The organism is Pacificimonas pallii, from assembly GCF_019204005.1.
GTDB classification, from domain to species: Bacteria; Pseudomonadota; Alphaproteobacteria; order Sphingomonadales; family Sphingomonadaceae; genus Pacificimonas; species Pacificimonas pallii.
Window position 1 is genome coordinate 733,462 of record NZ_JAGSPA010000001.1, and the last position, 20,972, is coordinate 754,433.

Sequence of the window (20,972 nt, forward strand, 5' to 3'; positions counted from 1 at the left end):
CTAGCCCATCGCGACATCGAAGCGGCAAATCACTCCAGACGGCGCGAACAGGAGTGCCGCATCCGGTCTTTGTGAACTCGCGACGATGCTATCGAGCAGCTTTTTGCCCAGGCCTTTCCGCTCCGGATGCGCCTTCACGGTGCAGCCCGTCTCGACCCAATCGAAAAGAATGCGGTCGTCAGCGCCTGCCCAGCTAATCGACACTTTTCCGCCTTTTTGCGACAGGGCACCGTGTTTCGCCGCATTTGTCGATAATTCATGGATTACCAGCGACGTGTTCGTCGTCTGTCTTTCAGGCAGGTTTATCGGCGGCCCGGCCAGTTCGAACCTGTGATCATTCCCGAGCGGCCCAATAATTGTGCGGATGATCGTTTCAATCTCGACGGTGCGCGGTTCAAGAGATTGTTTTGAGACACCATTTGAAGCATCGATTTTCGGATAGATCAGTTCGGTGGCGGCACCCAAGGCCGCGATGCGCCCCTGCAGAATGTCCTGCATGGCCTGGACATCACTACCCTCATTCGAATTCCTGATGATAATTCCGACGATCGCCATCAAATTGCCCATGCGATGGCGCAGTTCTTCCATGCGGACAGCTTCAAGCTGACGCGCTTCGATTTCCCGCGTTATGTCACGCTGGGACCCGAAAAACAGAGACTGGGTACCGCCCGGGTCGCTCACCGGGCCTATGTGCAGGCCATTCCAGAAGGGTGTCCCGTCCTTCTTGTAGTTGAGAATTTCGAAATAGCCTTCCTGGCCATCGGCTACCGCTTTTCGAATGGCTTCGACTGTATCCGGGGAGGTGTCCGGACCCTGAAGGAAACGACAGTTCCTGCCCAGGATTTCTTTGCCGGAATAACCGGTCAATTTCTCGAATGCCTCATTCGCGAATATGATCGGCTCGTCTTCCGCCTTCAGGTCTGAGGCGACCATCGCCAATTGCGCGCGGGTGACGGCCGTTTCGAGAAAATGGTCTTTCTCATTGACAGGGCGGTCGAAAAGCATGGTCTTAATCACCCGTCACTCCTCAAGATATTCTCACGCCGCAGTCAATTGGAGACATGATCGACGTCGATGGCCTGGTCGGCTCGGATAGCGGCAATTGCGGCAACCGCCATTAACATAGCTTAACGCCATGCTGCTTAACAGGCGAAGGTCTGGCGTTGGCTGTCTTGATGGCGGCGTGCAGCGGTGCAGACGCAAAATGCGCCGGGAGCATGCCGAAAAGGGCGATGGTTACCGCCCCTGGCGCAGATGATCCGTCGCGGTTTCCACCATCAGAAGTGTCGTCGGCTGTTCTGCCGTGATGCGCAGATGTGTTTCCCCCTGCACGGCGACGCCATCGCGACTGGCGATGTCATGGCTGTTTAACCGGTATGCGCCTTTATCTGCCACCAGATAGAGGTGATGCGCAGGGTTCGGTCTGTGCGTCAGCGCGTCCCCTGCGGACAGCGTAGCGGCGAGGATACGGCCATCGGCGCGGATAGGCAAAGCGCCTGCCGATTGGTCGGCTTCATAGCCGCTGGCGACGACGGTGAAGGTGCCGTCGCCGGCTTTCGGGAATGCGCGGGTGTTCCAATAGGGCTCTCCGCCTGGTTCGCGCGGTTCGATCCATAACTGGAATATCTGCGTTTCGGCGTCCTCGCGGTTGAATTCGCTGTGCTGGATACCGCGACCCGCAGTCATGACCTGGACTTCGCCCGCAGGCGTGCGTCCGGCATTGCCAAGGCTGTCCTTGTGGCTGATCGCGCCCATTCGCGCATAGGTGATGATTTCCATGTCGCGATGGCCATGCGGCGGGAAGCCCGCGCCCGGCGCGATGGTGTCGTCGTTCCAGACGCGCAGGCCGCCCCAGCCCATGCGTGCGGAATCGTGATAGCCTGCAAAGCTGAAATGATGATGTGCCTGCAGCCAGCCATGGTCGGCGCTACCGAGGGACGCGAAGGGGCGGTGGTCGATCATGATCTATAGATCGGCATATCGCCGTGCTATTTCAACGGGCGGGGTTGGCGCGTAAGGGACGGTGATGGCCGCCTCCAGCGAAATCGTCTCCACACTTGTTCCCGCCATCTCGCTACTTGGGCTTGGCATCGTAGCGGCCGTCGCCTCCAAGGTCTGTCGGCTAAACCCTATCGTCGGCTATCTGGTCGTCGGTCTCGCACTGGCTGTGTTTGGCTATGCCGGGGCGTTTGACGGCCCAGTCGTCGCGGCGCTCGCCGAGGCGGGCGTCATGTTTCTGCTATTCAATCTCGGCCTGCATTTCAGCCTGTCGAAGATCCGTGAAGAGGCCGCGAACATTTTCGGGTTCGGAGCGCTGCAAATGCTCATCGCGGGCGGCGGGTTTACGCTTGCGGCATGGCTTGCCGGGCTGGAGGGGAGCGCCGCCATCATTGTCGGTGCGGCGCTTGGCCTGTCGTCGACCGCAGTGGTGATCGGCGTCATCCGCGAGCGCGGACAGCAGGACTGTCCTGTTGGCCGTGCGGCGCAGTCCATTCTGATTTTCCAGGATATTGCCGCCATCGCGCTTTTGATCGCGGCAGGTGCGCTTGCCGCCGGATCGGATAATATGGGCGGCGAGCTTGGTTTTGCCGCCGTAAAAGCGCTGGCGGCGTTTGGCGTGGCGGTACTGTTCTCGCGCTATCTGACCGCGCCGATGTTCAGGATCATCGCGCGCACCCAAACGAGTGAGGTCTTCACGGCGACCGCCCTGTTCCTGGCGCTGGCCGCGGGCTGGGCAACAGGCATGATCGGCCTGTCGCTGACACTCGGCGCGTTTCTTGGCGGTGTCGCCATCGCTGATTCGCGTTACCGGGTCCTCGTCCAGACAGAGATCGAGGCGTTCCGCGGGCTTTTTCTGGGCTTCTTCTTCATGACGGTCGGGCTGGGCATCGATCCTGCGGTCCTGGCGGAAAAATGGCCGATCGTCCTGATCGTTGCCGCCGTGATGATCGTGCTGAAATGCGCATTCAATATCGTCGCAGGCCTGGTCAATCGCTGGTCGGTGCCGGGGTCGGTACAGCTTGGCTTCCTGTTGGGACAGGGTTCGGAATTCGCGCTGGTGGTCTTTTCGCTGCCTGCGATTGCCGCGCTGGTCGGGCTGGAGGTGGTTGCTGTCCTGATCGCCGCCATCGCCATCAGCATGGCGGTGACGCCCGCCATTTCCGACCTTGGCCGCAGGATCGCGGGCAAGCTGCGCAGCGGCCCTGCGGATGAGAAGCTGTCGGGCGACGATGCGCCGGTCGTGATCTTTGGCATGGGCGCGACAGGCCGTGCGCTCGCCGATGCCCTGTCCGCGCGCAAGGTCGGCCATATTGCCGTGGAGGCGGACAACGCGCTGTTCGAGCGGGCGACCGCCGATGGCTATGACGTGCATTTTGGAACGCCCGCAGACCCCAGAAGCTGGTCACCGCTGTCCATGGGCGCGCGCGAAGTGATCGTCGTGACACGGCTGGACCTGACCACCGCGCAGGACCTGCATCCGATGGTCGAAGAACATTTGCCGGGCCTGACGCGCCTTGCCGCGCTGGACGAAGGGCAGGATGCCAGCGCCTTCCGCGATGCCGGGATGCAGCCTGTGCGGATGTCAGGCGAGGGCGGCGCGCTGCGCCTGCTGAATCATGTGCTGGAGTCGCTCGGCCTGGAGCCGGAGCCGGATGCGGACGCAGCGGAAGACGCTCGACTCGCCGCCTGACACGGGCGTCGTTCCCGCCATAAAGTCCCAATTTTCGTTTCGGTTCGCAGGCTTGGCGGACCGGGATTGACTCGCGTCCGGACTCCTGCGCTATTTGGAACATAAATAGAACAAACATAGTGACAGGAATGTGGTGGAGCATGTGCGGGATCAGCGTTTATCCTTGGTACCAAAAGATAATATCGGAAAATCGATCTCCGAATCATCGCGATGTGACGGGGTGTGCCCGGCTCTGCCCGGAACGCCGCGGCTTGCGGAATTATTCGCAGCGCCGCGGGATGTCGCCGCGCTCGGATTTGCCCTTGCCCAATTGCCGCGGGAGGCTGGCCGGTCCGGTCCGGTTCTATGGGTTCAGGACCGGATGGCGGCGCTGGAAACAGGGCGCCCCTGCGGCCAGTCCTGCGCCGGCTTCGGTCTGCCGCCCGGACAGCTGCTGCTTGCCTGCGCGCGCACGGCGGCGGAGGTGCTGTGGACCATGGAAGAGGGGCTGAGATGCGCATCCCTGTCGGCCATTATCGGCGAAGTCTGGGGCGATCCGCGCGCGCTCGGTTTCACCGCCACCAAGCGTCTGGCCATGCGCGCGGAGCGGCAGGGCGTGCACGTTTTTCTGGTCCGCTTTGGCGGGGCAGCACATCTGTCGGCGGCGCGCGAACGCTGGCGCGTGCGCTCTCTGCCCTCATCGCCGCACCCCTACGACCCGAAGGCACCCGGCAGTCCGCGCTGGCAGGCCGAATTGTTCAAGGGGCGCGGCATGCGCCCGGGCATGTGGGAAGCGGGTTATGACCGGGCGGCGCATCGTCTCCATCTGGTTCCCGCACTTCGCAATGGAGCGATGGCAGTGGCGGCAGGCCCAGCATCGCCGGCAGGCCTCGCCGTCAGCAGGTGAGGCGGCAGAAGACGCCGCGCCGCTGGTACTGGCGCGGGAGGGACCGCATGGCCCGGTCATTCACGATGTGAACGCGGCGGCGCGGGCGGCGGATATGCGGCCCGGTGCGCGTGTGACAGACATGCGCGCGCTGATCCCCGATCTTGTCGTTGCGAAGGCAGTGCCGGATCAGGATGCGGCTGACCTGGTACGGCTGGCACATTGGGCGCAGCGCTGGTGTCCCTGGACCCGCGTTGATGGGGCGGATGCGCTGCTGCTCGACACGACGGGGTCCGACCATCTGCATGGCGGCGAGGCGGCGATGCTGCGCGATATGAAGAGGATTTGCGCGGGGCTCGGCCTGACCGCGCGGCTGGCGCTTGCGCCGACGATTGGCGCGGCATGGGCGCTGGCGCGGCACGGCGGGAATGGCACGATTTGTTCGCCTGGCGGTATGGCGGACGCGCTTGCCCCTTTGCCTGCCGCGGCATTGCGGCTGGATGCGGGCACGGTGCTTCTGCTGCGGCGTCTGGGGCTGAAGACCATCGGCTCACTTGCGAAGGTACCGCGCGAGGCCATGGTCCGCCGGTTCCGGCGTATCGAGGTGCCGACGTGCAATCCCGTCATACGGCTGGATCAGGCCATGGGGCGCACCCGCGAGCCGCTGGTGTCCGTGCAGGAACGCGCGCCGCTACGCGTTTTGCGCCGCCTGGCCGAACCGCTGGGTGACCTTGACGGGCTGGAGCGGATACTGACCGATCTGGCGGGGGATCTGTGCGCCGTCATGGGCGATTCAGAGGCGGGCGCACGCGGCCTGCGCTTCACGGCGTTTCGGGTCGATGGTGTGGCCCTGACGGCGGCGGCGGCGACCAGCCGTGCGACACGGGACAGCGCGCATATCGTGCGGCTGTTTGCCGGGAAGCTCGACCGGCTCGATCCCGGTTTCGGTGTCGACAGCGCTGCGCTGGCGGTGGTGGACGGCGAGGCGCTTATCGCACTGCAGGACGATTTGACCGGGGAAACGAAAGAGGCGCTCGCCATGGCGCAGCTGGTCGACCAGCTGTCCGCGCGGCTCGGCGAAGATGCGGTGATGCGGCCTGTCAGCCTGGGCAGCCACATCCCTGAACGGGGTGAGGTGTTTCGCAGTGCGGTGCGGCCGGTAAAGGCCGGTGATTATCCCGTGCAGCGGCTGGGACGGGCACCTCTGCGTCTGCTCGGATCGCCCGAACCTGCCGATGTGATCCACGCCGTCCCCGAGGGCCCGCCCGCCCGCTTTCGCTGGCGGCGGAAGCTGCACGATGTCGTACGTGCGCAGGGCCCGGAGCGGATTGCCCCCGAATGGTGGCGTGAACCGGGGCGATCCCGGCTGCGTGATTATTACCGGGTGGAGGATGATCAGGGCCGGCGGTTCTGGCTGTACCGGGAAGGGCTGTTGTCGGACGGGAGGGGCGGACGCCCGGCGTGGTTCGTGCATGGGCTCGATGTATAGCCAATCGCCCCGCCACCGTTTGCGGGGAGGGCGATTCAATGCCTGACGCGCCGCTGACCCCCGACAAGCGCCGATTGGCCGATTCGTCGCAATTCCCCCCCAATCCGCGCTGCGATTTCGTCGAGCTGGGCATCACGACCAGCTTTTCCTTTCTGCGCGGGGCCTCCTGCCCGCTGGACCTCGTAGAGGCCGCTTACGCGCATGGCTATGATGCCCTCGGTATTGCCGACCGCAACACGATGGCGGGTGTCGTACGCCTGCACACGGACGCGAAGACGGCAGGGATCAGGCCTGTGATCGGGTGCCGCCTGGACCTGTTGGATGCGCCGTCCCTTTATGCCTATCCGCGGACGCGCACCGCCTATGGCGATCTGTGCCGCCTCCTGTCGCAGGGCAAGATGACGGCGGCGGACGGATCATGGCAGGATAAGGGTGCCTGCGACCTTATGCTGGCCGATGTGCGGGCGGCGCTGACCCGCGATGTGTTTCTGATTGCGATACCGGAGGACGATCTGGATGCGTTTGCCGGGGACCTGCCCCGGCTTGCCGAATTGCCGATGCTTGGCCACATTGCGGCGGCGTTTCGCTACCGCGACGATGACCGGGCACGGGTGTACCGGCTGGAGACAATGGCGCGCGCGCACCGGTTACGGCTGCTTGCGACCAATGATGTGCATTATCACATCCCCGCACGCCGCCCGTTGCAGGATGTGCTGACCTGTATCCGCGAGAAAGTGACGATTTTCGAGGCGGGCGCATTGCTCGACCAGAATGGTGAGCGTTACCTGAAGCCGCCTGCCGAAATGCTGCGCCTGTTCGCGAACTGGCCCGAGGCGATTGTGGAAAGCCGCCGCATTGCCGATGCGTGCGCCTTCTCCCTCGGCGACCTGAAATATGAATATCCCGAAGAGACCGTACCGGCCGGGTATACCCCGGATGCCTATCTGGCCGAACTGACATGGGCAGGCGCAAAGACCCGTTACCCGGACGGGGTGCCAGAAGAGGTGCGGGAAACGCTGGAAAAGGAACTTGGCCTGATCGCCAGGATGGAATTCGCGCGCTATTTCCTCACCATTCGTGATATCGTGAAATTCGCGCGGGAGCAGGCGCAGCCGCCCATATTGTGTCAGGGTCGCGGGTCGGCGGCAAATAGTGCGGTCTGCTACTGCCTGGAAATCACGTCGGTTGATCCGGCGAAACATCAGCTGCTGTTCGAGCGCTTCATATCGGAAGAGCGCAAGGAGCCGCCCGATATCGACGTCGATTTCGAACATGAACGGCGCGAGGAGGTCATTCAGCATATCTATGAGCGCTATGGCCGCGCGCGCGCCGGGCTGTGCGCAACGGTGATCCACTACCGGCCGCGTTCCGCCATACGGGAAGTCGGCAAGGTGATGGGCCTGTCAGAGGATGTGACGGCGGCGCTGGCAAAGACGGTATGGGGCAGCTGGGGCAGCGCGGTCGATGAGGACAAGGTGGCCGAAGCGGGGCTGGACCTGCAGGACCCGCATCTGAAACGCACGCTGTGGCTGACCGAACAGCTGATCGGCATGCCCCGGCATCTGTCACAGCATGTGGGCGGCTTTATCCTGACGCGGAAACCGCTGACGGAAACCGTGCCCGTCGGCAATGGCGCGATGCCGGAGCGCAGTTTCATCGAGTGGGACAAGGACGACATCGAAGCGCTCGGCATCATGAAGGTCGATGTTCTGGCGCTCGGCATGCTGACCTGCATCCGAAAATGCTTTGACTTGATCGCGGCGCAGCACGGGGTGATGTATAATCTGGCGACCGTCCCGCAGGATGATCCGGCAGTTTACGACATGTTGTGTACGGGCGATTCGCTGGGTGTGTTCCAGGTCGAAAGCCGCGCGCAGATGAACATGCTGCCGCGCCTGAAACCGCGCATATTTTATGACCTCGTCATCGAAGTTGCCATCGTGCGGCCCGGGCCGATCCAGGGCGATATGGTGCATCCCTTCTTGCGGCGGCGGCAGGGGAAGGAGCCGGTCGTTTATCCCTATCCCGCACCGGAACATGGCCCGCGCGATGAACTGGAAATCATTCTGAAACGCACACTTGGCGTACCGATCTTCCAAGAACAGGCCATGAAGATCGCTATGGAGGCGGCGAAGTTTTCGTCCGCCGAAGCGAACCAGCTGCGCAAGGCAATGGCGACGTTCCGCGCCAAGGGGATGGTGTCAGGGCATAAGGAAAAAATGATCGGGCGTATGGTGGAGCGGGGCTATGATCCTGAATTCGCCGCGCGTTGTTTCAGCCAGATCGAAGGCTTCGGCGAATATGGCTTCCCGGAAAGTCACGCGGCGAGTTTCGCGCATCTCGTCTACGTCTCCAGCTGGCTGAAATGCCATCACCCAGCGATCTTCTGCGCGGCGCTTCTGAATTCGCAGCCCATGGGGTTCTACGCGCCTGCGCAGATTGTACGCGATGCGCGGGAGCATGGGGTGGAGGTGATGGCCCCCGATGTGAATCTGTCGGACTGGGATAGTACCATCGTTGAACTCCCCTCCCCTCGAGGGCAGGGGCAGGGTTGCGAGGCGCAGCCGAGCCAAAATGAACCACGCGGCAGCGTGTCCTGGCTGTCCGGGAAGCCGCTGCCGCGACCGCTTTCGCGGCGCTCTGGCGAGCGCGACCCCACCCCTGCCTCTCTCCTGAGGGCGGGGAGTTGTTCTCATTCCACTCTATGTGTCCGCCTCGGCCTCAGACAGGTCGATGGCCTGAAAGAGGGCGAAGCGGCACGTCTTCTTGCCCGGCGGGGCTCCCCCTACGAAACCGTCGAGGCACTCCGCTCTCGTGCCGGCTTGCAGACGCGGTCGATCCAGACCCTGGCGGCGGCTGACGCGTTTCGCTCGATGGGCAAGGACCGGCGTGAGGCGCTGTGGGATGCGCGGGCGCTGAAAAACGCGCCCGACCTGCCGCTGTTCATCCATGCCGAGGCGCAGGATGAAGGCGCGGATATTCCGGCGCTGCTGCCTGCCATGCCATTGTCCGAACATGTGGTGGCGGATTACCAGACCACACGATTGTCGCTGAAGGCGCATCCGATGTCGTTCCTGCGCGCGGGCTATGATGCGGGAGAGTTTACGCGTGCGGCCGACCTTCGCCGGTGCCGTTTCAACCAGAGGGTATCGGTCGCAGGCATCGTCCTGATCCGCCAGCGCCCCGGCAGCGCGAAGGGCGTCGTCTTCATCACGCTGGAGGATGAAACGGGTGTCGTGAACCTTGTCGTGTGGCCAGATACCCTGCTGAAATACAGGAAAACGATTATGGGCGCACGGTTGATGGAGGTGCATGGTACGGTGCAGATGGACGACGCGGTCATTCACGTCGTCGCGCGCGATATGGTCGACGCGACGGCGCGGCTGTCCAACCTTTCGGAGGATCTGCTGTCCCCCGATCTTGCCCGCGCCGACCATGTTGTCAGTCCGCTCCCCAGCAATACCGGGCGGCATCCGCGCAATGTCCAGATCATCCCGAAATCACGCGATTTCCATTAGCCCCGCGCGAATGGCCAAAGAGGCTGACCTGCCCGGTGAGACGTGAATGATCCGTTGTTCGCAAAGACCTGTAAATCTGTCCGGACAAATAAAAGCCGAACCGGTGACAGGGCGTCAGCCGTAGGCGCCGATCGCGGCGGCCATGACGAGAACCCGCTCCGCCTCTTCAAGGTGCAGGCGTTCCACCATCTGTCCACCGACCTTCAGCACGCCGCGATCGGCATTTTCCGGCCGTGCGAAGGCAGCGACGACCGCTTCGGCTTGTCGTATGTCTGTGTCCGAGGGGCTGAAGACACGGTTGCAAATGTCGATCTGCGACGGGTGAATCAGCGTCTTGCCGTCAAAGCCGAGGTCGCGGCCCTGCTCACATTCCTCCGCGAGGCCCGCACTGTCGGTGATGTCATTGTGAACGCCGTCAATTGCGGTCAGCCCATGGCAGCGCGCGGCGGCAACGCTGGTTTGCAGGGCCATCTGAAAGGCGGCGCGGCCGGGCCGCTGGCGCGCGCGCAGGTCCTTCCCCAGATCGTTCACACCCATGACAATCGTGGTGAGCGGGGTCGTGGACGCCGGACCGCAGATCGCGTCAATGTCGAGAATGGCGCGCGGGGTTTCGATCATGACCCACAGCGCGATGCCGCCGGTCCGCGCCGCGGCCTCCTGCACCATGGCGGCCGTTTCGACTTTCGGCAGAAGGATCGCATCGGGACCTGCGGCCACGGCGGCGTTCAGATCGTCTTCGCCCCAGTCTGTGGCGAGCGCATTCACGCGGATCACCACTTCGCGCCTGCCGTAGCCGCCCTGTTTCACGGCGGCACAGGCGGCGGCGCGGGCTTCGGCCTTTTTCTCCGGCGCGACGGCGTCCTCCAAATCGATGATGACGACATCGACGGGCAGGCTGCGCGCCTTTTCCAGTGCGCGCGCATTGGCGCCCGGCATATAGAGGCAGGACCGGCGCGGGCGGAGCATGATTACGCAGCTTTCCTTATGAAATTATCGCAGGGATCGCCGCCTCTGGTGCGTGAGGAAAGCCCGACATGCAAGGCTGTTTTCGCCGATCACCCGTTCGCCGGTAGTTTGGAATTCCGCCATCAGGCGGCCAAAGCCCTGTAGCCAGCCATATCATCGACAGATTTGTGCCAGACTGCATGATAGCGTCGATGCCATCGCCGTTCAGGTCCTCAATCAGCGACTGGAAACGCGTCCAAATCAATTTCCGGGTGCGTAGCCAGCCCTTCGGCGTGCCGCTCGACATGCTGAACTGTTCAAGGCCGCAAAGCCTGTTCACATACCTTCTGCACGCATCTCCGCATGCGTTTGCTTCCTGGCCACGGCGCGCCTAAGGTCAACGTCTTGTAACGTGGCGTCCTTGTAGAATTGAGCATTTCGTCCGCGTAAGGGCGATACAGCGATGTCGGGGCGGGGGCTTGATGGCGTGCGTACAACAACTTTCATAAGCAGATGTGCGTCCTGGCGTGACTGATCGGCCGCGCCTTGTCGACTGGCGGATCGAGCTGGCACCGGGCAGCACGGCGGGGCCGGGCGGCGCGCGCTACGAAATAAGGACCAGTTACGCCGGGAGCTCCGGCGGCCCTGCATATCGCGACCTGCCACCGATCGTGGATGTGGATCTGCCGGAACCATCGGCAGGTCAGCCGACGCGAAAATGGCGGCGGGCGACCTTTGGCATGAAATCCGAAGAGGTTATGTACAACGCCGCCAATCATGAGGCGCTGAAGTTGATCGGAGGGCCACTTTACAAGGCCCTGTTCACAGATGCCAAGGACAATGATCTGGGCATCGCGCTTTATGCGCTGCTGGCCGACGAGGCGAAGCGTGTGCGAATCGACATTGACGTGTCAGCCGCACCAGAGCTGGCACGGGTGCCATGGGAAGCTTTCTATGTTCCCGACACGGACACGTTTCTGGCGACGGACACCCGCACGAACCTGATCCGCACCCTGAACCCGGACCGGGAACGCGATCCGCCCGGCGCGGTCGAGGGTCAGCTGCGCATGCTGGTGATTGTGGCAAATCCCGCTGGCGACCTTGATACGAGTATCGAGCTTGAGCGTATCGAACGGCTGATCAACGCCCTCAAAACAGACGCCGCCCGCGATGAGATTGATTTGTTCGTGGTGCCCGAAGTCAATCGCAGCAATTTTCGCGATGCGCTGAAGCATCACAAGCCGCATCTGATCCACTTCATCGGGCACGGGGATTTTCGCACGGGCAAGGGCGTGATCAATTTCCACGCAGAGGACGACCCCCGACGGCCCGATCCGATTGAATCGGACGATCTCAGGACTTTCCTGCAAAATGCGCGGCCATGGCTCGTGGTATTGAACAGCTGCATGGGCGCGAGTTCCTCCATCAAGCAGCCTTATGGCGGTACGGCGCAGGAACTGGTGCGCATCGGCGTGCCATTTGTCGTGGCGATGCAGGCACCCATCTCGGACGAAGCGGCGATTTACTTCGCGCGGACACTCTATGCCGAGCTGACGGCGGGGACACCTGTGCCCATGGCCGTCACCGAGGGGCGAAAGGCACTGCGCACGCATCGCAGCGCGCTAGTGAAAGCAGAGCTGTGCACACCGGTCCTGTACGCGCCGTCAAAACCGCGCCTGAATGGTATTTCGCGGATCGCGCTTGCCGCCGCAGTTCCGCCTGTTCCGCGCGCAACCGGCCGGGGCGAAAGCGGAAGCGCCGCTTGGACCAAGCTGGTCTGGCCAGTCACGATTGGCGCAGTGGCGATAGCCGGAATTGTCGCCATGACGCTCACCAGCAGTAGTGATGACGTGCGCCCTTCCGCAGAAGTGGTGACGGATAGACCAGGGAAGGAAGACACGGACACTCTGGTTCCGGATTCGGAACCTGTCATATTACCGCCGGACAGCGCCCCCATTGTCGATTCTCAACCTTTCATCGTCGCGCCGCCAGTTGACCGGACAGCTACCGGCACCCCCTATATCTCCGCGGAAACCCCGCCGCGATTGCACCCCGACGCTCCGGAATTCTCTGTGCCGAACCCGGATTTGACAACGGGCCCCGCCGGAATGATCGGAATGGTAATACATCCAGGAACACCGGCCACCATGAGCCGCGCCGCGCCTGTACCAGCTGAAATCGCCCAAGCTGCGGAGGGGCTTGCAGGCAACGAGCCGCCTGTTTTGCCGGTGGTTCCGGGGTCTCACGATCAAACCCAGCGGCCGCCGGTTGCGACGCTGACCCTGATCACCGCGGAAGATGCGCCTGCGGTGGTTACCGGCGGGGACGCGCTCCTCAATGTTCCGCGCGACTTACACATATTGCTGGTGCCGACCGCCGGTGTTTCGGGCGATGGTATGGCACAGCTATCGAAGGCGGTTTCCGAACAATATGGGATCGAGATGGCGCATATCGATCATGCACGTATCGTGCCCGGCCCCCGAGACGCGCGGCATGGGGCAGCGGCCGCCGGCGATGTTCAGGTCTTTCTGCAGCCGCCGCTGGACCGCGATTATTATGTCGGCGCGGATGATTTCCCGCGCGCAACCTTCGCCATGGATTCCGCCGATCCGCGCGGCGGTCTGGAGCCGTTTGGCTGGCTGGCGCGCAACGCGATCGCGCATGGTCTGGCTGTGTCACTGGTCGGGACGACGGATGCCAGTGGTAGCGCCGCGTACAATCTGGAACTTGGTTGGGCGCGCGTCGAGGCCGTGCGCGACCGGCTTGCCACGCAATTGGGCGTACCCACGGCGTATATCAGCATTGCGAGCGCCGGGGAGACGCATGCGGCAGCGGCCTATAGCGCTGCGGAGGCGCGCGGTGTGCAAGGCGCGCTGGTGCTGCCGGGCGCGGAACATGTCGAATTTGCTTTTGACGAAGCCGAATTGACGGATGCCGACCGCGCTACCGTGGATGACGTCGCGGATTGGGCCAAGCGCCATGAAGGCTTTCAGGTGATCGTCGCCGGGCACGCCGACCAGGTGGGGCCTGCCGACTATAATCTTGACCTGTCCCGTACGCGGGCGGGCGCGGCGCGCGATGCACTGGTGGCGCGGGGTGTCGCGGCAGATCAGATAATTGTGCGCGCGCACGGCGAAAGCATGCCGCTGCCAATTGGCGAAGATGTCAGGGGTACCGATCGCCGGGTCGAGTTCAGGTTCTGGCCAGATACGGATTCAAAAAGCGGCGGTTGATGCCGCATGGAAATGAAGAATTCTGAGGGGCGAATATGTCGAAAGTCTACGCATTGCTGGTGGGTATTAATGACTATCCCGCGAAGGTCGGCCGCCTGCAGGGCTGCGTCAATGATGTCGATAATGTCGAGGATTATCTGAAAGATGGCTTTGACGATCCCGCCATCATGATCCTGAAGGATCATGACGCGACCTATGACAATGTGATCCGGGAATTCCGCAGTCATTTGGGACAGGCGGGAAAGGATGATATCGCCCTGTTCCAATATTGCGGTCACGGCGCACGCTCGACCTCGGCGATGGAGCTGCGCGCGTTCGACCGGGATAACCGCGATGAAGGACTGGTTTGCATCGACAGCCGCGACGGCGACAATTACGATCTGGCCGACAAGGAACTGGCGCTGCTGCTGCGGGAGCTTGCGGTGAAAGACCCGCACGTCGCCATGATCCTGGACTGCTGCCATTCGGGATCCGGTACACGTAACCTCGAAGACGGCCCAAGAGCCGGGATACGCACCACATCGGCCAATCTGAAGGGACGCCCGCTCGAGACATTTCTTGAGGGGCAGTTTGAGCAGATGCTGAAGCGCGGCGAGCCGCTAAGGATACCGGCGAGCCGCCACCTTCTGATGGCCGCGTGCGATCGTTCGCAAACCGCGAAGGAGGACCTCGACACGCATCGCGGCATCTTCACAACATCGATGTTCGACGTACTGCGCAAGTCGCCCGAGGGCATCAGCTATGCCGACCTGTTCGTGCGCAGCCGCGCCGCCGTGCGTCAGTATATTCGCGACAAGCGGAAATCGCCGCAGGACCCGCAGTTCGAGGGCGTCGGTGGCTTTAACGCCTATACCGGTTTTCTGGGCCTCGCCGCGAAACGGCGCCGTCCGGCCTGGTCGATCGCAAATGTGAACGGCACGTGGAAAGCCGAATGCGGCGCGATCCACGGTGTGTCCGCTGACCCTGCAACGCCGGTTCGGTTTGCCGTTCATGATGAGGACAGCGATCTGGTTGTCGGCCATGCCCGCGCACTGCATGTCGGCGCGCAGACATGTGCCGTGGAACCCGATTTTGAGGCGGACCCTGCAAAACGCTACATGGGCGAGATCACCAGCCTGCCGCAGGCACCGCTGCTCGTCGGCTTTTCCGGGGCTGAGGCCGTGCGCGCATCGCTGACGGCGGCGATCGAGGCGGATGTGATGCTGAATGTCGCGCTGGTCGATGGCGATGCGGGCGACGGTGTCAGCCTGACCGACGAAGACGGCGAGATCGTCCTGAGGAATGAAGCCGGGCGGAAGATATCTTCCGTCCTGCAAAAGGGCTTGTCTGATGGCTGGGCGAAGCCGTTGCTGCAGATGCTGGCGCAAGTCTCGACATGGCGGAGAACCGCCGCGCTTGCCAATCCAAAACCCGCGCTTGATCCTGAGCTCGTGGACTTTCGCTTTGTCGAAGATGGCGCAGATACCGCTTTTCATGGCCCGGAAGTCACGCTGGAATATCGCAAGACCGCGGGTGAGTGGAAGAACATCACCGGCAAGCTGGAACTCGCCAATCGCACGCAGCAGCCGCTGAATTTCCTGCTGCTGTATTTCAGCGATGATTTTGGCGTGCAGATCCTCGCCAATGAGCAGGTCGCAGCGGGCGGCGAATATATGACGCTGACGGTGGGGACGGACAATCCTTCGCCAGAAGTTGCCTTTTCGCTGGATGATGGCGACGAGGCGCGCGAGCGGATCAAGCTGGTGCTGAGTACCGAGCGTATCGACGATTTCCAGCTGGCGCTCGATCCGATCAAACCACGTGGCGCGGAACGCGGTTTTGGCAGCGCAAAAGAGCTGGGCGACGCCGGAAAGCCTGCGACCGACGACTGGTTCGTAAAGGACATGACCGTCCGGATCGTGCGCCGTGTGAATCAGATTGGCGCAGCGCCCGTGTCTTTGGCTGGCGGCGGCATCACCATCGAACCACATAGCAAGGTCAGCGCCAATCTGGCGGTGGGAACGATGCCCGATCCGGCCCGCGCGCTTGGCGACGAGGCGCGGCTGTTTGACCGGCTGGCAGGAACGGGACTGCGCCCGGCCACGTTCGGCGGCGAGCGTGGTGCGCCTGCCAACATGATTGAGCTATCGGGCATCGCGAATGCCCAGGCGCTGAAGGACGAGCCCATCCGCATGCGCTTTCATGCGGCGCTTGAGGACGGCGAAATCATGGTGCCGCTGATCGATGATGGCCAGCATATTCTGCTGGCGGGTGATAGCTGGGTGGATGAAGCGGGCTCGGCGTGCCTCGAAATCAGCGAGGTGCACGAAAGCCTGATCGACCAGCGCAGCCTGGGCAGCGCGCTGAAGATGTACCTGTTCAAAACCTACCTTGGAAAAAAGGACGTGAACCGCCTGCGCGCGGCGGAATTCCGCGAGGACGGGACATACCGCTATTCCGCCGACAATATTCCGGCAAGGGTCGCTGCGGCAAACAACATCCTGCTGGTCGTGCACGGCATTATCGGGGATACGACCGCCATGCTTGGCGGCGTTCAGGATGCCGCACTCAACGGCCGGTTCGATCTTGTGCTCAGCTATGATTATGAAAACCTGTCGACGCCGATTGACGAGACGGCGGGACTGCTCGCGGCCGATCTTGCGGGCGCGGGCCTGACCGCGGACGACGGCAAGGCGCTGACCATCATGGCGCACAGTATGGGCGGGCTCGTATCGCGCGTGTTCATTGAACAGCTGGGCGGCGCGGCTGTCGTCGATCATCTGGTGATGTGCGGCACACCGAATGCCGGATCCCCCTTTGGCCGTGTCGGGACAGCGCGAAAAATCCTGCAGGTGCTGGCGACGGTGGGCACCAATTTCGCGCCGCAATTCTGCGGGCCTGCGCTGATACTGTTGCAGCGGTCGAAGAAGCTGACGCCGACACTGGAGCAGATGTCGCCGGATTCGGAATTTATCGAAAGGCTGAATACAGGTGAGCAGCCCTCGACCCGCTATTCGATCCTTGCGGGCGACATCGATGCCTATGATGCGCCGGCAGGAAGCGGCTTTGCCAAACTGCTGGTGAAGGCCGGGCGTGGACCTGCATTCGATGCCCTGTTCTCGGACAAGCGCAACGATATCGCTGTGGGCGTCGAAAGTATCCGCGCCGAGGCGGCGCGCCCCGCAGGACATGCGGTTCGCGGCGAGGTCGCCTGTCATCATCTGAATTACTTCACGGCGCCTGCCGGTATCGCTGCGCTGACAGCGCTGGACTGGTCCCTGTGAGAGCCCCCGTCATCCTTATCGCGTCGGCAAACGACCAAAGCGATTATCTCAGCATGCTGGCGGAAGAACGCAAGGCGATCGCCAATGCGCTGAGCGGTTTCGAAGATGACGGCTTCATCCGCGTGAAGGAGCGCGCCAATGCGGGCATTGATGACCTGTTCGAACAGTTCAACCGCTTCCGCGATCAGGTGGCGATCTTCCACTATGCCGGACATGCCGATGGAACCGCCTTGCAGCTGGAAAAACCGGGCGGCGGCAACGAGGCGGCGAAGGCCGGCGGTCTGGCGCAGATGCTTGGCATGTCGGAGGGACTGAAACTGGTCTTCCTGAACGGTTGCGCGACGAAGGATCAGGTGCGTGTGCTGATCGAAAATGGCGTACCGGCCGTGATCGCGACAGCCGCACCCGTCGACGATGGCCTGGCCACGAAATTCGCGAATGAGTTTTATCGCGCGCTCGCCGTCAAGAAATCCATCGGCGACGCGTTCAAATCAGCGAAAAATCTGATTGAAACCCAGCCTGGCGATACGCGGGTCGTCAAAGAATTCCGCGCTATGCATTGGGGCGGGGAATCCGAAGCCGCGATCGATCCGGCCGATACGTGGGGGATTTACACGCATCCGAATCATGAAAGCGTCCTGTCATGGGTGTTGCCCCGGCAGGCGGAGACAAATGTCATCATACGCGGCGCGGCGCAGAAGCAGGCGGCGGGGGTTGCGGTGAACACCGAGTTGATCGAGCGGCTGTCAAATGCCGTCGCGCCCTTCAGTACGCAGCTGAAAATCATGATGATGGTTGCAAAAGAAGAGAACAAGCCGCCGGAAATACGGATCGTTCGCCAGATGGTCATGGATGCGTTTCCGGTTCCCGTCGGTCATCAGCTGCGCCGGCTTTTCAGCAATACGAATGTTGACGAAGCCAGGTTGAGGCAGCTTGTCGCGACATACGAAACGACGACCAAGATGATGGCCTTCATCATGCTGTCGCAGCTGTGGAATGCACGGCTGGAAAAGGCTGACCTGAATATCCCGGACGAGCAGGCAGCGATCCTTTCCCGGTTTCTGGCGATTGATGCCGGCAGTGAGGAAACGTTTGATTATCTGGCGGTCGTGCTGGCCGTGAATCATGTCCTCGTCACCAATGATATTGAACCGTTTCTTGCTGAGTGTGCCGATTTGGAAGAGGCGCTGCATGACGCGGAAAGCAGGGCCGCGCACAGCTTCATGAACGAAATGCGTTCGGAGCTTGCCGCGGGGGCGCCGCCCGCTGGAGAGATTGAGAGCTTCTGCGTTCAGGCGGAGACGCATCTTGCGGAAATCCTGTGCGATATGGCCTTCATCGTTCAGTATAAATTCGCGACGATCAAGGGGATCGATATCCTGCAGACGCGGCACCGGCCGCCGCAATTCCGCCACCTTCAGGTCATGCTGGACAAGGTAACGGCGGGCTTTGCCGACGAGCCGCGAATAAGAACGACATTCACCGACAATGATTCCGTGATCCTTATGAAGGATCTGGATGATGTGTCGGAATATCTGAACATCAGCCCGTTCATTATCGATCAGAACGCGCTGACGGGGAATGAGAACAGCAAGCTGTTCTTCTTTCGTTATTATGATGCCGACGCGCGGGCGGTGCACTATCATTCTGTCGGCGATACGCCTGACAAGCTGGTGATTGCGGACGCGATGGAGGGCGACGACCCTGCGCTTTATATGTCAGTCCGCGAGCTGGTAGAGGAATTCAGGACGGAGCTGTCAAAATGACCGGCTCTCCGTTCAAATTTCTCGACGCCTATGAGCGGACCGATCAGGATATTTTCTTTGGCCGTGAGGAGGAGATCGCGCGCCTTTACCGGATGATCGGCGAATCCCGCGTCGTTCTTGTTTACGGCGAATCAGGGACTGGCAAAACCAGCCTGATCCAGTGCGGACTTGCCACCCGGCTGAGCGACACTGACTGTTTCCAGCTGTTCGTGCGGCGCGGTGATGACATTAATGCCGCGCTGGCGCGTGAAATACGTGCGGAGGCGGACACGCCGATCCCGCCGGAAATGTCACCGGTCGATGCGCTGAAATCACTGTTCCTGGATCATCTGCGTCCGATGTACCTGATCTTCGATCAGTTTGAGGAGCTGTTCATTCTGGGCAGCAGGGACGAGCAGGAGGCGTTCTTCGCGACCGTCGCCGACATACTGGCCTCTGATGTGTCCTGCAAAATGATCTTCAGTCTGCGAGAGGAATATCTGGCGCAGCTGTATCGCTTCGAAGAGGTCGTACCGAACCTGTTCAACAAGCGGCTGCGTGTCGAGGCGATGAGCCCCGGCAACATCGAAAAGGTGATTACCGGGACGACCACGGCCAGCGATATCGCGCTGGAGCGAGGTGACGAAACAGCGCGGCGGATCGCAGACAAGATTGGCGACGAGCGCGGCGGTGTGCAGCTCGCTTATCTTCAGGTCTATCTGGATAAGCTCTATCAGGAAGCGGCGGGTTCGGCCGGCGGCGGGCCTTTGATGTTTACCGATGCCTCGGTCGAATCCACCGGTGCCCTCGGCGATATCATGGCCGATTTTGTCGATGACCGCACAAAGGCGCTGCAGAAGCAGCTTGCGACCAGCCGGGCTGATATGATGAGGCGCGGCGTGCGCTTTCTGCTGGAAGAGTTCGTCACGGTGGAGGGTACCAAACTGCCACTGACGCGCGCGGAATTGCTGGCGCGCGCGCCCGCTTTTGAACCATGGCTCGACGATGCCATTGCCTCGCTGGAAACATCGCGGGTGCTGAGAAATGTGGACGGGCGCTATGAGCTGGCCCATGACGCGCTGGCGGGGCGGATCGCTGAAACGCGCAGTGCCGCGCGAAAGAACGCGCTTGAGGTCAAAAAGATCGTGCGCGACCGGATGGCAAGTGCGGCACGCACGGGCGTTTACCTCGCGCCTGAAGAGTTGAAAGCGGTCGATGTCAGCCTTCGGCAGCTGGATGCCGCGAACCAGCGGTCGCTGCTTCAGCTGGGCCCCGAAGAGCAGGCCTTTGTGAAGAAGAGCAAGTCGAAAGACCGTCGCCGCCGGTTCATTTTATGGGGCGGTGTCGTCGCCGCGATATGCACGATCCTGTTCTTCATCATGACGACGGCCGCGGCATTTCTGTTGCAGGAAGATGAGCGGTTATTCACGAATTACAGCAACGACGCGATCTCCACGAACGCATATTACCAGCTGCTTTATGCCACCGATCAGGACGAAGTCTGGAGTGTACGGCGCAATATTCTGTACCAGTCGGCCGCCGCCAATCAACGTCGGGACACAGAGGCGGACACTGTTATGAACCCTGCGTTCTGGATGGAGCTTTTCGAAGCGCAGGCGGCATGGGATTCCAACAATGACGATCTGGCCCACGAGATGTTTGACGTTCTGGAAACGGAGTTGGTCGCCGCGCTGGATGAGAATCCAGCAAATTGGGACGCGCGTATTCGTTACCGGGCGCTTCTGTCGCGGCGGTTTCAGAATAGCGCAGTGGATGCGGATATCACCGGACAGCGTTCAATCGGAGCCAGGCTGGTCGGCTTCATGCAGGAGGACGGCTTTGATGACGACATTGCAGGGCAACTGGCACCCGAATGGCAATGGGATATCATGAGCGCCTGTAAATCGCTTCAGGAGAATAACATCGTGATTGATGAATGTACCGGTGTCGACCTGAGCGCTCTGGAGATCGCCAACGCCGAGGCAAGCTAGGTCTTGGCGTTGACGCCTGATGCCATTCGTCCAGTTCCCCGAAAGGGACCAGACCGGGCATTCCTAGAAATGCCGGTCACCGTTTCCGCGATCACCTTCGAACACGCGGTCGCCATTGCCGCGGTCACCGGTTCCCCGCTCTTCGGGCGAAGAACGCTTGTCCTTGGTTGTGTCGATATCCTTGGGCGTCTGCTTGTCGCTTTTGTCAGCCATGCTCTGTCTCCCCGTTATG

The 20,972-nt window shown here is 61.9% G+C and carries 12 protein-coding genes; 8 read left to right on the forward strand and 4 right to left on the reverse strand.

Going from position 1 to position 20,972, the window contains the following annotated elements; genetic code table 11:
* Both KCG44_RS03470 and KCG44_RS03475 read right to left on the reverse strand, forming a co-directional pair.
* On the reverse strand, positions 1-1,017 hold the full coding sequence (locus KCG44_RS03470; protein ID WP_218444223.1) for a PAS domain-containing protein: 1,017 nt from the start codon (positions 1,015-1,017) through the stop codon (positions 1-3).
* Positions 1,018-1,236: 219 nt separating this feature from the next.
* Positions 1,237-1,962 (reverse strand): pirin family protein, encoded by a 726-nt coding sequence (locus KCG44_RS03475; protein WP_218444224.1) that lies wholly within the window; start codon positions 1,960-1,962, stop codon positions 1,237-1,239.
* 64 nt (positions 1,963-2,026) lie between these two features.
* Here KCG44_RS03475 and KCG44_RS03480 point away from each other — a divergent pair, with 64 nt between their 5' ends.
* The 4 genes from KCG44_RS03480 (at position 2,027) to KCG44_RS03495 (ending at position 9,563) form a co-directional block, all read left to right on the forward strand.
* Positions 2,027-3,691: a cation:proton antiporter domain-containing protein gene (locus tag KCG44_RS03480; protein ID WP_218444225.1), complete on the forward strand. Its 1,665-nt coding sequence runs from the start codon at positions 2,027-2,029 to the stop codon at positions 3,689-3,691.
* 220 nt (positions 3,692-3,911) lie between these two features.
* A complete protein-coding gene (locus KCG44_RS03485) occupies positions 3,912-4,577 on the forward strand; it encodes an ImuA family protein (protein WP_218444227.1) in 666 nt (221 codons plus the stop codon).
* Positions 4,471-6,045 (forward strand): Y-family DNA polymerase, encoded by a 1,575-nt coding sequence (locus KCG44_RS03490; RefSeq protein WP_255536285.1) that lies wholly within the window; start codon positions 4,471-4,473, stop codon positions 6,043-6,045. The genes KCG44_RS03485 and KCG44_RS03490 overlap by 107 nt, the downstream gene beginning before the upstream one ends.
* A 38-nt stretch (positions 6,046-6,083) precedes the next feature.
* The gene (locus KCG44_RS03495; RefSeq protein ID WP_218444228.1) at positions 6,084-9,563 is read left to right on the forward strand and encodes an error-prone DNA polymerase; all 3,480 of its coding nucleotides are present in this window, start codon (positions 6,084-6,086) and stop codon (positions 9,561-9,563) included.
* A 114-nt stretch (positions 9,564-9,677) separates the two neighbouring features.
* Here KCG44_RS03495 and KCG44_RS03500 read toward each other — a convergent pair whose 3' ends face one another.
* Positions 9,678-10,529, reverse strand: coding sequence for an HpcH/HpaI aldolase/citrate lyase family protein (locus tag KCG44_RS03500; RefSeq protein WP_218444229.1), 852 nt, complete (start codon positions 10,527-10,529; stop codon positions 9,678-9,680).
* 506 nt (positions 10,530-11,035) lie between these two features.
* On the opposite strand from KCG44_RS03500, the gene KCG44_RS03505 reads away from it, so the two are divergent.
* Genes KCG44_RS03505 through KCG44_RS03520 form a run of 4 tightly spaced genes read left to right on the forward strand, consistent with a single transcriptional unit; the run spans position 11,036 to position 20,740 of the window.
* Positions 11,036-13,741, forward strand: coding sequence for an OmpA family protein (locus KCG44_RS03505; protein ID WP_218444230.1), 2,706 nt, complete (start codon positions 11,036-11,038; stop codon positions 13,739-13,741).
* 35 nt (positions 13,742-13,776) lie between these two features.
* On the forward strand, positions 13,777-17,004 hold the full coding sequence (locus KCG44_RS03510; RefSeq protein WP_218444231.1) for a DUF7379 domain-containing protein: 3,228 nt from the start codon (positions 13,777-13,779) through the stop codon (positions 17,002-17,004).
* Positions 17,001-18,770: a CHAT domain-containing protein gene (locus KCG44_RS03515; protein WP_218444232.1), complete on the forward strand. Its 1,770-nt coding sequence runs from the start codon at positions 17,001-17,003 to the stop codon at positions 18,768-18,770. Before KCG44_RS03510 ends, KCG44_RS03515 begins: the two co-directional genes overlap by 4 nt.
* On the forward strand, positions 18,767-20,740 hold the full coding sequence (locus KCG44_RS03520) for an ATP-binding protein (protein WP_218444233.1): 1,974 nt from the start codon (positions 18,767-18,769) through the stop codon (positions 20,738-20,740). The genes KCG44_RS03515 and KCG44_RS03520 overlap by 4 nt, the downstream gene beginning before the upstream one ends.
* 63 nt (positions 20,741-20,803) lie before the next feature.
* On the opposite strand, the gene KCG44_RS03525 is transcribed toward KCG44_RS03520, so the two are convergent.
* On the reverse strand, positions 20,804-20,953 hold the full coding sequence (locus KCG44_RS03525; RefSeq protein WP_218444235.1) for a hypothetical protein: 150 nt from the start codon (positions 20,951-20,953) through the stop codon (positions 20,804-20,806).
* Between the last annotated feature and the right edge of the window lie 19 nt (positions 20,954-20,972).

Excerpts from the sequence above, each read along its gene's own strand:
- KCG44_RS03475 (WP_218444224.1), bottom strand. The coding sequence starts at position 1,962 with ATGATCGACCACCGCCCCTTCGCGTCCCTCGGTAGCGCCGACCATGGC.
- KCG44_RS03480 (WP_218444225.1), top strand. The coding sequence starts at position 2,027 with ATGGCCGCCTCCAGCGAAATCGTCTCCACACTTGTTCCCGCCATCTCG.
- KCG44_RS03490 (WP_255536285.1), top strand. The coding sequence starts at position 4,471 with ATGACCGGGCGGCGCATCGTCTCCATCTGGTTCCCGCACTTCGCAATG.
- KCG44_RS03495 (WP_218444228.1), top strand. The coding sequence starts at position 6,084 with ATGCCTGACGCGCCGCTGACCCCCGACAAGCGCCGATTGGCCGATTCG.
- KCG44_RS03500 (WP_218444229.1), bottom strand. The coding sequence starts at position 10,529 with ATGCTCCGCCCGCGCCGGTCCTGCCTCTATATGCCGGGCGCCAATGCG.
- KCG44_RS03510 (WP_218444231.1), top strand. The coding sequence starts at position 13,777 with ATGTCGAAAGTCTACGCATTGCTGGTGGGTATTAATGACTATCCCGCG.
- KCG44_RS03520 (WP_218444233.1), top strand. The coding sequence starts at position 18,767 with ATGACCGGCTCTCCGTTCAAATTTCTCGACGCCTATGAGCGGACCGAT.
- KCG44_RS03525 (WP_218444235.1), bottom strand. The coding sequence starts at position 20,953 with ATGGCTGACAAAAGCGACAAGCAGACGCCCAAGGATATCGACACAACC.